15 protein-coding genes are annotated in these 12,807 nt (G+C 34.4%); 4 read left to right on the top strand and 11 right to left on the bottom strand.

The features are described from left to right. Positions 1–137: 137 nt before the first annotated feature. The 3 genes from GV828_RS03505 to GV828_RS03495 are packed head-to-tail and all read right to left on the bottom strand — an operon-like array spanning position 138 to position 2,541. Positions 138–1,025: a 3-hydroxybutyryl-CoA dehydrogenase gene (locus tag GV828_RS03505; RefSeq protein WP_166536091.1), complete on the bottom strand. Its 888-nt coding sequence runs from the start codon at positions 1,023–1,025 to the stop codon at positions 138–140. Positions 1,026–1,061: 36 nt separating this feature from the next. Further along, complete coding sequence (locus tag GV828_RS03500) at positions 1,062–1,532, bottom strand: DUF1016 N-terminal domain-containing protein (protein ID WP_166536090.1); 471 nt, start codon at positions 1,530–1,532, stop codon at positions 1,062–1,064. A 43-nt stretch (positions 1,533–1,575) separates the two neighbouring features. Further along, entirely contained in the window at positions 1,576–2,541 is a 966-nt protein-coding gene (locus tag GV828_RS03495) for a Gfo/Idh/MocA family protein (protein WP_166536089.1), read from the bottom strand. Between the two features lie 182 nt (positions 2,542–2,723). On the opposite strand from GV828_RS03495, the gene GV828_RS03490 reads away from it, so the two are divergent. After that, positions 2,724–3,365, top strand: coding sequence for a protein-L-isoaspartate(D-aspartate) O-methyltransferase (locus tag GV828_RS03490; protein WP_166536088.1), 642 nt, complete (start codon positions 2,724–2,726; stop codon positions 3,363–3,365). 28 nt (positions 3,366–3,393) lie between these two features. Here the strand turns inward: GV828_RS03490 and smpB are convergent, their stop codons facing one another. Next, the gene (smpB, locus tag GV828_RS03485; protein ID WP_166536087.1) at positions 3,394–3,846 is read right to left on the bottom strand and encodes an SsrA-binding protein SmpB; all 453 of its coding nucleotides are present in this window, start codon (positions 3,844–3,846) and stop codon (positions 3,394–3,396) included. Between the two features lie 159 nt (positions 3,847–4,005). Here smpB and GV828_RS03480 point away from each other — a divergent pair, with 159 nt between their 5' ends. Next, entirely contained in the window at positions 4,006–4,230 is a 225-nt protein-coding gene (locus GV828_RS03480; RefSeq protein ID WP_166536086.1) for a VF530 family protein, read from the top strand. A 14-nt stretch (positions 4,231–4,244) separates the two neighbouring features. On the opposite strand, the gene GV828_RS03475 is transcribed toward GV828_RS03480, so the two are convergent. The 4 genes from GV828_RS03475 to GV828_RS03460 all read right to left on the bottom strand — a co-directional run bounded on the left by GV828_RS03475 (position 4,245) and on the right by GV828_RS03460 (position 8,367). After that, positions 4,245–5,801 carry a hypothetical protein gene (locus GV828_RS03475; protein WP_166536085.1) on the bottom strand — a complete coding sequence of 519 codons (1,557 nt, stop codon included), beginning with the start codon at positions 5,799–5,801 and terminating at the stop codon, positions 4,245–4,247. Positions 5,802–5,815: 14 nt separating this feature from the next. Continuing rightward, positions 5,816–7,003 carry an ABC transporter ATP-binding protein gene (locus GV828_RS03470; RefSeq protein WP_235935408.1) on the bottom strand — a complete coding sequence of 396 codons (1,188 nt, stop codon included), beginning with the start codon at positions 7,001–7,003 and terminating at the stop codon, positions 5,816–5,818. 47 nt (positions 7,004–7,050) lie between these two features. After that, a complete protein-coding gene (locus GV828_RS03465; protein WP_166536083.1) occupies positions 7,051–7,899 on the bottom strand; it encodes an aldose 1-epimerase family protein in 849 nt (282 codons plus the stop codon). 72 nt (positions 7,900–7,971) lie between these two features. Continuing rightward, positions 7,972–8,367 carry a hypothetical protein gene (locus tag GV828_RS03460; protein WP_166536082.1) on the bottom strand — a complete coding sequence of 132 codons (396 nt, stop codon included), beginning with the start codon at positions 8,365–8,367 and terminating at the stop codon, positions 7,972–7,974. A gap of 352 nt (positions 8,368–8,719) precedes the next feature. On the opposite strand from GV828_RS03460, the gene GV828_RS03455 reads away from it, so the two are divergent. Further along, the gene (locus GV828_RS03455; protein WP_166536081.1) at positions 8,720–9,001 is read left to right on the top strand and encodes a hypothetical protein; all 282 of its coding nucleotides are present in this window, start codon (positions 8,720–8,722) and stop codon (positions 8,999–9,001) included. 46 nt (positions 9,002–9,047) lie between these two features. After that, positions 9,048–9,290 (top strand): hypothetical protein, encoded by a 243-nt coding sequence (locus GV828_RS03450; RefSeq protein ID WP_166536080.1) that lies wholly within the window; start codon positions 9,048–9,050, stop codon positions 9,288–9,290. 58 nt (positions 9,291–9,348) lie between these two features. On the opposite strand, the gene GV828_RS03445 is transcribed toward GV828_RS03450, so the two are convergent. The 3 genes from GV828_RS03445 to clpB all read right to left on the bottom strand — a co-directional run bounded on the left by GV828_RS03445 (position 9,349) and on the right by clpB (position 12,786). After that, positions 9,349–9,792 carry an SRPBCC family protein gene (locus GV828_RS03445; RefSeq protein WP_166535980.1) on the bottom strand — a complete coding sequence of 148 codons (444 nt, stop codon included), beginning with the start codon at positions 9,790–9,792 and terminating at the stop codon, positions 9,349–9,351. 22 nt (positions 9,793–9,814) lie between these two features. Next, entirely contained in the window at positions 9,815–10,009 is a 195-nt protein-coding gene (locus GV828_RS03440; protein ID WP_166536079.1) for a hypothetical protein, read from the bottom strand. Between the two features lie 164 nt (positions 10,010–10,173). Beyond that, entirely contained in the window at positions 10,174–12,786 is a 2,613-nt protein-coding gene (clpB, locus tag GV828_RS03435; RefSeq protein WP_166536078.1) for an ATP-dependent chaperone ClpB, read from the bottom strand. Positions 12,787–12,807: the final 21 nt, after the last annotated feature.

Raw genomic sequence — 12,807 nt, 5'->3', positions numbered from 1 at the left:
AATATCCTTTTTTGTTTTTTCTTTAAAAACAAAAAAGATATTGTGGAAAGCGGGAATAGGGTTTAATTTATTCCTAATGTTCTGCTCCAAAAACAAACAAACACCTACAAGGTTTTGGAAACCTTGTAGGAATTATTTTAAGAAAACTGTTTCGCTACTTTTTCAGCCTTTTTGCTTTCGGAATAATCATAGAATCCTTCGCCAGATTTCACGCCTAATTTTCCGGCTCGAACCATATTTACCAAAAGCGGACAAGGTGCATATTTCGGGTTTTTGAAGCCGTCGTACATCACGTTGAGAATTGCAAGGCAAACGTCAAGTCCGATAAAATCAGCCAATTGCAACGGTCCCATCGGGTGTGCCATTCCGAGTTTCATTACCGTGTCGATTTCATAAACGCCTGCAACTCCATTGTATAATGTTTCGATGGATTCGTTAATCATCGGCATCAGGATGCGGTTGGCCACGAAACCTGGATAATCGTTTACTTCAACTGGCGTTTTGCCTAATTTTTCGGATAAATCCATAATGATTTTAGTGATTTCATCAGAGGTATTGTAACCGCGAATGATTTCGACTAACTTCATAATGGGCACTGGATTCATAAAGTGCATTCCGATAACACGTTCAGGATGAGCGACAACGGCTCCAATTTGCGTGATGGAAATCGAAGAAGTGTTGGTTGCCAAAATCGTGTTGTGTGAACAAGCATCGTTCAATTGCTTGAAAATGTTGAGTTTTAATTCTACGTTTTCGGTTGCAGCTTCAACTACCAAATCAACACCAACAACACCGTCTTTAATGTCGGTGTACGTGATGATGTTGCTGATGGTCTTCATTTTATCGTCTTCAGAAATGGTGCCTTTTGCTACCATTCTGTCCAAGTTTCCGGCGATTGTGGCCATTCCTTTGTCTAACGCTTTTTCTGAAACATCGATTAATTTTACGGTAAATCCGCTTTGTGCAAAAGTGTGGGCGATTCCGTTGCCCATTGTTCCGGCTCCGATTACGGCTATGTTTTTCATTTATAAGCCCCCTAACCCCCAAAGGGGGAATTCCTACTAGGGGTGAGTAGGGTTTAAAATTTTTCTATTATTTATTTCTTTTTTGATTTCGTGAAGTAATTGTTCTTCCATTTGCCGAATGGACCAATTGTTTTTTACGGTTTCAGCGATGTAATATTCTCTTTTGTCCTCGTTATCAATACGTAACAATAATCTATAATGTGTCCAACTCAATTGTGAACGCAGTGAGTTCACAATTGGAAAAGTTCTATAAAATTGACGATACCAATTTAAATTTCTAAATGAAAATCCGCTACCAAATTCAGGAGTTAATTGCTCTGAAAGATATTTAATCAGATAATTTCCGTACGCCGCACGGTCTTTTCCTTGTTGTTCTTCGTTAAAAATTCGCTCGCCGATGTACCAATATAATAGTGTTCTTTGAAAATCGACTGAACGAACGGCAGTTTCTCTTGCATTTGCAATGAGATGCTTGATTTCGAGAAGAATATTATCGTTGGTTAGCATTTATATAATTGAAAGATTGAAAGATTTTTCTACTATTACAATATTACTTTTTAAAGCAATCGATGATTTGATACGCAACTCTCAAGGCATCAGTTCCATCTTCTAAAGTCACGATTGGCGTTGTGTTGTTGTTGATGGCATCTGCGAAAGTTTCTAATTCATCGAGAATAGCGTTGTTGTTTTCAACATCTGGATTATCAAAATAAATTTGTTTTTTTACACCTTCGGCATTTTGCAAAATCATATCAAAATCCCCTGGCACTTCTGGAGCGTCTTTCATTTTTACGACTTCACATTTCTTTTCGAGAAAATCTACCGAGATGTAAGCATCTTTTTGGAAGAAGCGTGATTTACGCATATTTTTTAAGGAAATTCGGCTCGAAGTCAAATTGGCAACACAGCCGTTTTCAAATTCAATTCGCGCATTTGCAATATCGGGAGTGTCAGAAATTACCGAAACACCACTTGCGTGAATGTTTTTCACTTTCGATTTTACAACGCTCAAAATAGCATCAATGTCGTGAATCATCAAATCCAAAACTACGGGAACATCTGTGCCACGAGGGTTGAATTCTGCCAAACGATGCGTTTCGATAAACATCGGATTGATAATGTCGTTTTTTACAGATTTAAAAGCAGGATTGAATCGCTCGACGTGACCCACTTGTCCTTTTACATTATATTCTTTTGCTAAAGCGATGATTTCTTCGGCTTCTTCAACCGTGTTTGAAATGGGTTTTTCAAGGAAAATATGTTTGCCTGATTTGATGGCTACTTTTGCACATTTATAGTGTGAAAGTGTTGGAGTTACAATATCCACGACCTCAACAGCGTGAATGAGTTTGGCAATGGTATCAAATTTTTTGTAACCAAATTCTTTTGCTACTTTTTCGGCATTTTCTTGATTTGGATCATAAAAGCCAACTAGTTCATATTTTTCTGATTGTTGTAATAATCGCAAATGAATTTTACCTAAGTGACCCGCACCTAATACTCCAACTTTTAGCATATAAATGTATTTTCTACAAAAATAATATTAATTGTTTAAAGTCGAAAGTCTTAAAGTCGAAAGTTAGAAAGTTGAAAAGCGAATCGAAAATAGATTTGATTTTTTGCAGAAACTTTTGACTTTTGACTTTTGACTTTCGATTTAAGTTTTGTTATTTTTACCAAAATTTATTACTCCAAATTTTGAAAGATACCGCCAAACATCAAGGACTTCGCAATCAATTAGTAACTGTTCTAGAGCAGAAAGGAATCACGGATAAAAACGTCTTGGATGCCATTAAAAAAATTCCAAGACACCTTTTTTTGAACTCCAGTTTCGAGGATTATGCCTATCAAGACAAGGCGTTCCCGATTGGTGCCGGACAAACGATTTCGCAACCTTATACCGTGGCGTTTCAATCTCAATTGTTAGAAGTTCAAAAAGACCATAAAGTTTTAGAAATTGGAACGGGTTCGGGTTATCAAACGGCGGTTTTATGTATGATGGGAGCCAAAGTTTACAGTGTGGAACGACAAAACGAATTGTTTAAAACCACTTCCTTATTATTGCCAAAATTAAATATCAGACCCAAACATTTATCGTTTGGTGATGGTTATAAAGGATTGCCGAATTATGCACCATTTGATAGTATTATTGTAACGGCTGGAGCTCCAATTATTCCAAAACCTTTGATGGCACAATTAAAAATAGGAGGAAGGCTCGTGATTCCGCTTGGCGAAGAACATCAAATTATGACCATGCTGATTCGTAAAAATGAAACCCAATTTGAAAAGCATGAGTTTGGAGAGTTTCGTTTTGTGCCTTTATTAGAAAATAAGCAATAATCATTTTTTGTTAAAAAAAATTATTTGCTTAAAATGATTTTTTCAATCTATCTAAATCACGCTTTGTGTCCGCAGCTTTTAAGGATTCTCGTTTGTCGTACGTTTTTTTACCTCGTGCTAAAGCAATTTCTAGTTTTGCCAATCCTTTTTCGTTTGTGAAAAGTTTAGTAGGTACAATGGTTAAACCTTTGGTTTGGACGTTTTTGGCTAAATTTTTTAGTTCTCTTTTGTTTAGTAAAAGTTTACGTTCGCTGCGAGATTTATGGTTAAATTGATTACCAAAAGCGTACTCTTCGATATAAGTATTGATTGCAAATAACTCGCCATTGCTGAACTCGCAGAAACTTTCAGTTATATTAGCTTTTCCAAGTCTAATCGATTTTATTTCAGTTCCGGTCAATACAATTCCGGCGGTATATTTTTCAATAAACTCGTAATCAAATCTAGCGCGTTTATTTTGTATGTTGACAGTTTTTTGCATAAGAAAACAAAGGTATAACATTTACACGATTGTACAATTTTGCATTTTAAATTTTTGCTTCAATAATATATTAAAACCTCTCACCGCTTGAAAAATATCATTAAAAAAAAGACACTTATTTTATGTATTTTTATAGAAATCTAATTGTATCCTTAACAAATGACAAATAGTCAACAAAATAATCCTTTACACGGCATTACATTGCAGAAAATGTTGGAAGATTTAGTAAAATATTATCAGTTTGATACTTTAGCTGAGCTGATTCCAATCAACTGTTTTAGACAAAATCCAAGTATTGCGTCAAGTTTAAAATTTCTGCGAAAGACACCTTGGGCTAGAAAAAAAGTGGAAGCGCTCTATTTACAAACTCTTCCACAATTTTAATTTTTCTTGCGAAATTATCCTTCTGCAATACCTTTCCACTTTTTTATTGAATGTGACAATGCAAGAATAAAAAGTCCTACAACTAACAAATTTAACCATGCCATGGTTACAAAATGACGTTCGATAAATTCAACAGCTGGTGATATTTTTCGATCAATTCCCACATTATAATCATAATAGCCAGTTGACTCTTTCACAATTCTATCCAAATAAAAATAAACTACTGGAACGATTGCTGGTAATGTCCAAAGTGTAATATTTAAAGTAATTCCCGAAATTTCTTTGGCTCTTCTACCGTTTATTATCGAAAAGAAATAAATCAATAGAGCCGTAATAATAAAGATTGCGGAAATAAAATAAAAATGTTCTGACGCTGAAATTGCCGTAAAAATTCCAATAACCATATTTGTAACTCCCGTAACTATCAAAGCTATCAGCCAGTTTTTCCCCGAAGTTACCCTAAAGCTAAACAAAGCCAACGATAAAAACATTGCAAAATATCCGATAAATAAACAAAAATCCAAGTTTAAACTCGGCCTGTCCCAAGCCTCAACCACTTTTGAATAGTTAAAAAGAATGGGTTCGAAAGGCACATAATATTTTGATTCAATTTGCTCATAACCGTTCACCATAATCAATCTTTCAGATGTCGTATCAATAGCAATTTGACTAACAGTGCCTCCTGTATCATCAACCGTCACAGCGGCTTCAGCAATGGCGACATCATCTCCATATTGATAAGTATTTTCATAATGATGCGGATGTCTGAAACGTTTTTTGCCTACAATACTATATTTGGTAAAATCGGGAGCATTGTAGGTTAAATCCAACCATTTTTTTGCATCAATATTCGCTTTTAAATCATGACCTTTAGCGATGTTTAAAAATTGATTCATCAACTTTTCCACTTCGCCTTTTTGGTTGTTTTTTAGCAAAAGTTTAATATCGCGTTTTATTAAGCTGTCTTGCTCATCCGTATAAATGTCGAACTTAACGGTTCCTTTATTAAGTAAAGATTTTAGGCTGTATTGTTTTCCCTCGAATAAAAATGAATTCCTCCTAATCTCATATTGTTTTCCTTCTTTATAAAAATATTCGGTGTCCGAAATTTCAAAAGGACCTTCTGCAAACAAAGAAGCCTTGCTAATAATTTCGCATCGTTCTACTAATTCTTCGTAAGGAAAGTAACTTCTCGCTCTGTAATCTTTTCCAAATAAAAAGGTTACAGTGTAAGAAATTTGGAGCAAACAAATGACAAAAATAATCAACCATTCTTTAAAAACGCTGTTTGCAGTTTTTGGATAATAAGCTTTAAAACCATTATTTCTGGCATAATAAACCAGCCAAATGATTATGCCAAAAACCGAGATTAAAACGCTAAAAAAAATAGTTAGTTCTTCTGAGATGGAATAGGCTTCGTTAACTGATTGAAAATTAATTGTACCTTGTGAAAATCCTGCTATGAAAAAGATAATATGAAAGATAATTGCTGCAATACAAGCCGGAATTACCTTGGTATTCCAGAGTAAAGGATATCGTAACAACAAGTGTTTTTGTATATTTTGAAACATAATTTTTTAAATTTTTAGGATACGAAAAAACGTCTGGTAGAATGTGTGATGTCACGAAAATATTGTAACGGAATTCTTTTTTCCGAAATCATCTGAAGAAAATCAAAAACCGAAGTTTCTCCAGAAAATGTAGCGATAAATGTACCTCCGTTAAATTGTAAATTGATTAACTTTTCGCCTAAAGCTTCGCTGAGTTGCATTTGCGAAAGCGAACTTTCTAACTCAATTACCAATTGAGTTTCCGGAATAGTTTCTTCAGAAGATGGCTCGTTTCTCAAATTTTTCTGAACGCCATTTTTTAGAAAAATTACTTGGTCCGAAGTTTTTTCTACTTCGTATAATTGCTGTGAACTTAACACAATTCCTATGGGTCTAAAAGGGGATTTTGCAATGGATCGAAAATCTTCTAATATTGTTTGTTGTGCCAAAATATCAAGGTTTGCCAAAGGTTCGTCAATGAGCAAAACATCAGGTTTTCTAAGTAACATTCGGGCTAATTCAAACCTCATTTTGTATCCGGAAGAAAGGTTTTTCCAAAGATGATTTTTAAATTTCCGAAGTCCTAAGCGTGAAATCACTAAGTTTACAATCAGCTCATTTTCTTCCGGTTGATAGCCATAACTCGTGGCGGTAAATTGTAAATTTTCGAACATTGAACCATACCACGTGGCAGTTCTTTGCGGAATATAAATCAGTTTTGCACGAAGATCATACAAGTCTTGATGCGGAATGTGAAATTCTATTTTTCCTGATGTAACGTAAAGCTCGCCACAAAGTAAACGTAGTAAAGTGGTTTTCCCGTTTCCGTTTTCGCCCACAAGTCCTAAAATTTCTCCTTGATTTACTTTCAAATCGATAGCTCCAAGCGCAAAAGCACTGTGTCCATAATTTTTTTTCACAGCCGAAGCCGTAATCAAAGTTTTTGGGGCGACAATGGGTTTAGTTTGGAGAAAAGTCTTCAGCTCCTTTAACAACTCTGAAAAATCGTTGTGTAAATTGCTCAATTCCGTTTCCCGATCGATTTTGTCCAGCAGTAAATTGGTTTTTTGATAAAAAGAAATATTTTCGGTATCAAGGGTTAAATCAATAATTCGCTTGGTGAGAAGCGTATAATCTTTAAAATTTAGATACGATTGAATCTCTTCAAAATGTTTTTCAAATTCAGCCATATTATGAAATGTTTGTTTCAAATATAACTTCATTTTTAACAAAAAATTATTTATTAATTAAAATTTTTATCAAAATAATTTTAAGGAATTGAAATGGCAAAATGGGTTTCAAAAATTTCTTGAGAATCAATAGCTACAATTCCTTCCTTTTCGGTTAATTTTCCTGTACACGTAATATCATCAGCATAACCAAACCAAGGTTCGATACAAATAAAGGGAGCGTTAGGTTTTGTCCAAAGTCCTAAATTTGGGAAATTTCCGGTTGAAAAATGAAGAAAATCTTTTCCATTTTTTAAGATTGAAATTACTTTAGAAACGTATTTTTTTACCACTAATGCATCGTTCTCGAATAATTTTTGCGAAAGCGGTAAATTTTGTTTTTCTAAATTTAAAATAGAGGTTTTGCCCGAAAGTAAATCATCTTTTAGAGCAAAAACTTCTAACTTGTCGTCTTGGTCAAAATGAATCGAATAATCTTCAAAATTTCCAGGCAGGGCAAAAGCAGGATGACCACCAACGGAAAAATACATGGTGTCTTGCCCTTCATTTTTTATCTGAAAATATTGCAAAAGAGTTTTTTCTTTTAAAATAAAAATAACCGAAAACTCAAACGTAAAAGGAAATTTCTCTAATGTTTCTGCGGAAGATTTGAGGGTAAAGGTCACACGATCAACTCTTTTTTCTGAAACTTCAAAAACCAAATCTCTTGCAAAACCATGACGTGGTAACGAATATTTTTTTCCGGAATATTCAAACTCGTTATTTTTTAAAGTTCCTACAATAGGAAAAAGTACAGGAGCGTGCTTTCCCCAAAAATCCGGATTGCCTTCCCACATAATTTCTCGATCCTGATGTTTTAATGAAGAAAGTTCGGCACCTTTAGGATTAATCGTTGCTGTTAGATATTGGTTAGAAATAGAAATCATCATTTATTTTTTACTCTAATTTAAAAAACAAAAACCAGCTTTTTAGGCTGGCTTTGATTATTTTTTTTGAAAAATTTACTCTGTAACCACAACCGTTCGGGTAAGGAACGATGTACTTGTGTTCCGGAATTTAAATGTATAAGTTCCCGGAGTGTTTACCATAAATGGATAGGTGATAGTTTTAGTTTGTACATTTTCGTTGCAATCTCCAACATATTTTAGTCTTACGCTAATGGTTTTAGTAGTTCCGGTCAACGTTTCTACAAAATTTTCAAAATTTCCGCAGTCATTTTTTGTTTGGTAAGTTAAAGTATAAGTGGCCGATTGGTTCACTGTTACCGTTGCTGGGCCTTCCGCTGCTGTAACCAAAGCTTCTTCAAAAACAATGGTTTGACCGCCTTCATCACCGCTGCAAGCGTTTAAGAAAAATGAGAAAATAAAAAGTAAAATAAGAAGTGTGTTTTTTTTCATAATCAATTATACTATTAAGTGGGAAATTTTGTAAGAAAATCTAAGAAAAATTCCACTTTGCTAAGATTCAAAAAAAACCATCACTTATGCAAACTAAAAAAAGCCAATTTTTTAGCAAAAAATGAAGCATTAAATTTTGAAAAATTGTGGTTTTCAGAATTGTTAAAAATGGCAATTGTATAAACATAAATTTTATCATATAAAAAAGATTGAAAACACCTATTTTTTAACATAAAAAAGGCTAATTCGTTAACAAAAGTTTAATATTTATCTAACCTATCAACTCAATAAATTCTACCAAATTTGTAAAACAACCAACCAATAAAATTAATTAACTCAAACAACTACCGCTATGAAAAATTTAATCAACCTATTGAGTATTAAAGAATATATTATTGATAATGAGCTGACTGACAGCGTAATGATTGTGCTGCATCCGAAAAATTTTGATGAGTTAGCCATGGAATATATTGAAAGTAATAATATGCAAATTGAGCGTCCATTTGAAATTTTAGGAATATGCATTATTGAAGATACTGATGACGAAGTGGCATACAATGAAATTGATATTTTAGAAGTGGCTTACGATCATCATGAAGAATTTGAATATGAATATTTGAGAGCAGCTGTTTAAAATTTTCGCCCCAGAAAAATGCTATAAAACTGAAACCTTCCTTGTTATGAAACGTATTACTTTAGCCATCGCAACCGTATTGCTTGTTATTTCGGGTTTTGCCATTCCCGGAAGATTTGCAGACCATTCGTCCAACCTTAATAACTTCTTGCTAAAAGTTGGTTTTACCGCATTGTTTATTGTTTGTTTATTAATTATTTTTTCGGGAGTAATAAGTTTTATACGAATGAAAAGATACAACGGCATTCGCACTATTAGACAATATTATTTGCAAAGAAGCACTCGATAAAAATTTATATTTGAATAAAAAGCCCAATCGATTATTAATGGATTGGGCTTTTTTGATTTTAGTGGATGCTGATTGCAGTATGATTTTCTGCCAATTCTTTTATTTTTTGTGAAGCTGTATTTCCAAAATTTATCGACTCATCATAATATTCTGAGCCATTATTTAGTACAGCAAAATCACCAATTTCAATACCAAGCCAAGTTTCGCCGTTGGCATCTTGGGAAATTTGGTAAGAATAATTAATGTCGGGAATTACAGTTTCGCCCCAAGCATCTACATAAAGTTGGTACCGAATCACGCGGCCAGGCTCGTAACCTGTTACGGTTAATTTAGAAAATCCCGGAAAATTTATTGTTGTGGAAGCTGAAACAGCGTTGTCACCAAAATCTTCAGGTAATTTGTCCCATTGTTTAATATAATAAGGATTGGTAAGTATTTCCCAAACTTTCTCAGGAGTTGCATTAATCTTGATATTGTTTTTTACAATAAGTGTGTGGTTCATAGCATTATTTTTTTAAGTTATTTTATGATTCGTCTCTTGTTTGTTTTACCAAGCCAATGCCGGACATGAAAAAAATTAAACCTAATATGCCGTAAACAGCAAGCGATTTGTAGCTTCGTTCGCTACCTGAAGTGTTCATGAAAATGTAAGCGGCATAAATCAATCCTACAATTCCAAGGATGGTTAGAATACTTCCAAAAATTCTTTTAAGGTTCATGTTGCGTAAGTTTTTAAGTTTAGTTACCATTAAATTTACGCCATTTTCTACAAATTGTGAATTGTTTTAAGAATAATATTAACGTTTGTAAATTTATTTTAACCCAAAAAAAAAGACCCGAAAAAATCAGGTCTAAATTTGAATTAAATTATTTTGAAGAATCTTTAGTTGGACATTTCAGTTTGATTTCTAAAAACCAATTGTCCGTCAAAACTATCGAGTAAAATAATACTTTCCGTAGTTACTTTTCCCGAAAGAATTTCTTTAGAAAGCTGGTTTAAAACTTCTTTTTGAACTACTCTTTTTACTGGTCTTGCGCCAAATTGCGGATCAAAACCTTTTTTAGAAAGATACTCAACCGCTTCCGGAGTGGCGTCTAAAGTAATGTTTTGTAACGCCAGCATTTTAGTAATTGATTTTAGTTGAAGTCCCACAATTTCACGAATATTATTTTCGTTTAAAGGTGTGAACATTACGATATCGTCGATTCGGTTAATAAATTCCGGACGAACCGTTTGCTTCAACAAACCTAAAACTTCCACTTTTGCCGCTTCAGTAGCGCTTTCAACATCGCCTTTTATCCCGAAGTCTCGAGATTCAAATTTCTCTTGAATAATCGAACTTCCCATATTTGAAGTCATGATAATAATCGAATTTTTAAAATCCGCCAATCGACCCTTATTGTCCGTAAGTCGTCCTTCGTCTAAAACTTGTAATAAAATATTGAAAGTATCCGGATGCGCTTTTTCAATTTCATCTAACAATATCACAGAATAAGGTTTTCTCCGAACGGCTTCCGTCAATTGTCCGCCTTCATCGTAACCCACGTATCCCGGAGGTGCTCCAACTAATCGACTCACACTGTGGCGTTCCTGATATTCGCTCATGTCAATTCTTGTCATGGCATTTTCATCGTCAAATAAATACGAGGCCAAGGCTTTTGCCAATTCGGTTTTTCCAACTCCTGTAGTTCCTAAAAATAAAAACGAACCAATTGGTTTTTTCGCATCTTGCAAACCGGCACGACTACGTCTCACGGCATCGCTAACGGCTTCGATGGCTTCTTCTTGACCCACAACTCTTTTGTGTAACTCTTCTTCAAGATGCAATAATTTTTCGCGTTCGCCTTGAAGCATTTTCATTACTGGAATTCCGGTCCATTTTGCCACAACTTCTGCAATATCTTCGCGATTCACTTCTTCTTTAATTAAAGAGTTTTCTTGATTTTCCTGTAATTGTCGCTGTAATTCATCAAGTTTGGTTTGTGCCTCTTTAATTTTCCCGTATCGAAGTTCAGCTACTTTTCCATAATCACCGTCACGTTCTGCACGTTCGGCTTCAATTTTGAAGTTTTCGATATCTAATTTTGCTGCCTGAATTTGATCTACCACATCTTTTTCCGATTTCCATTTGGCAAAAATTTCATTTCTTTCTTCTTTTAAATTTGCCAATTCCATCCCGAGGGTTTTCAGTTTGTTTTCGTCATTTTCACGTTTAATCGCTTCCATTTCGATTTCAAGTTGCATGATTTTTCGGTCAAGAACATCTAATTCTTCAGGTTTAGAATTGATTTCCATTCTGAGCTTAGAAGCCGCTTCGTCCATTAAATCAATGGCTTTATCCGGTAAAAATCGGTTGGTAATGTAGCGTTGCGAAAGTTCTACAGCAGCAATAATTGCCTCATCTTTAATGCGAACTTGATGATGCGTTTCGTATTTTTCTTTGATTCCACGTAAAATAGAAATGGCACTTTCGGTATCAGGTTCATCCACTAATACTTTTTGAAAACGTCTTTCAAGTGCTTTGTCTTTTTCAAAATATTTTTGATATTCGTCTAAAGTTGTTGCACCAATGGCTCTTAATTCTCCTCTTGCTAAAGCTGGTTTTAAAATGTTAGCAGCATCCATCGCACCTTCGCCACCACCAGCTCCAACTAATGTATGGATTTCGTCAATAAAAAGTACAATGTCGCCTTCGGCGGAAGTTACTTCTTTCACTACGGATTTTAAACGTTCTTCAAATTCTCCTTTATATTTTGCGCCCGCAATTAAAGCACCCATATCAAGAGAATAGACGATTTTTTCTTTCAGATTTTCGGGAACATCGCCGTCCACAATTCTGTGAGCCAAACCCTCGGCAATGGCAGTTTTTCCCACTCCAGGTTCTCCCACTAACATTGGATTATTTTTCGTTCTTCTGGTTAAAATTTGCAAAACTCTGCGAATTTCTTCATCTCTTCCAATTACGGGATCCAATTTTCCATTTCGGGCTAAATCGTTGAGGTTTTTAGCATATTTATTCAAAGAATTATAGGTTTCTTCTGCCGAAGCCGAAGTTACGCGTTCGCCTTTTCGCAATTCTTCAATTGCCGCTTTAAGGCTTTTTTCGGTAATACCTTGGTCTTTTAAAATTTGTGCAATTTTACTTTTTGAATTAAAAATGGCAAGCAACAAATGTTCAACAGAAACAAACTCGTCGTTCATTTTTTTGGCGATATTCGAAGCTTCCAGCAAAGTGGCGTTCGATTCTCTGGAAAGCATAATTTCTCCGCCAGAAACTTTTGCGAAAGATTGCAATGTACTATTTAGAATTTGCTCTAAAAGTCCAACATTAACGTTTAATTTTTTGAGCAAAAAAGGAGCGACATTTTCATCCACCTCAAAAATCGCTTTTAAGATATGTTCATTTTCAATTTGCTGATGACCAAAACCTTGCGCAATTTGTTGAGACTTGTGGATTGCTTCTTGAGATTTTATGGTAAAATTATTAAAGTTCATATTGAATTATTTTTTAAATTT

Source organism: Flavobacterium ichthyis, assembly GCF_009915155.1.
Taxonomy (GTDB): domain Bacteria; phylum Bacteroidota; class Bacteroidia; order Flavobacteriales; family Flavobacteriaceae; genus Flavobacterium; species Flavobacterium ichthyis.
Note: the sequence above shows the minus strand (reverse complement) of the source record. Positions and strands in the feature narration are given on the sequence as shown.

Bases quoted from the DNA above. Each gene is read 5' to 3' on its own strand.
- GV828_RS03505 (WP_166536091.1), bottom strand. From the start codon at position 1,025: ATGAAAAACATAGCCGTAATCGGAGCCGGAACAATGGGCAACGGAATC.
- GV828_RS03500 (WP_166536090.1), bottom strand. From the start codon at position 1,532: ATGCTAACCAACGATAATATTCTTCTCGAAATCAAGCATCTCATTGCA.
- GV828_RS03495 (WP_166536089.1), bottom strand. From the start codon at position 2,541: ATGCTAAAAGTTGGAGTATTAGGTGCGGGTCACTTAGGTAAAATTCAT.
- smpB (WP_166536087.1), bottom strand. From the start codon at position 3,846: ATGCAAAAAACTGTCAACATACAAAATAAACGCGCTAGATTTGATTAC.
- GV828_RS03480 (WP_166536086.1), top strand. From the start codon at position 4,006: ATGACAAATAGTCAACAAAATAATCCTTTACACGGCATTACATTGCAG.
- GV828_RS03475 (WP_166536085.1), bottom strand. From the start codon at position 5,801: ATGTTTCAAAATATACAAAAACACTTGTTGTTACGATATCCTTTACTC.
- GV828_RS03470 (WP_235935408.1), bottom strand. From the start codon at position 7,003: ATGAAGTTATATTTGAAACAAACATTTCATAATATGGCTGAATTTGAA.
- GV828_RS03465 (WP_166536083.1), bottom strand. From the start codon at position 7,899: ATGATGATTTCTATTTCTAACCAATATCTAACAGCAACGATTAATCCT.
- GV828_RS03460 (WP_166536082.1), bottom strand. From the start codon at position 8,367: ATGAAAAAAAACACACTTCTTATTTTACTTTTTATTTTCTCATTTTTC.
- GV828_RS03455 (WP_166536081.1), top strand. From the start codon at position 8,720: ATGAAAAATTTAATCAACCTATTGAGTATTAAAGAATATATTATTGAT.
- GV828_RS03450 (WP_166536080.1), top strand. From the start codon at position 9,048: ATGAAACGTATTACTTTAGCCATCGCAACCGTATTGCTTGTTATTTCG.
- GV828_RS03445 (WP_166535980.1), bottom strand. From the start codon at position 9,792: ATGAACCACACACTTATTGTAAAAAACAATATCAAGATTAATGCAACT.
- GV828_RS03440 (WP_166536079.1), bottom strand. From the start codon at position 10,009: ATGAACCTTAAAAGAATTTTTGGAAGTATTCTAACCATCCTTGGAATT.
- clpB (WP_166536078.1), bottom strand. From the start codon at position 12,786: ATGAACTTTAATAATTTTACCATAAAATCTCAAGAAGCAATCCACAAG.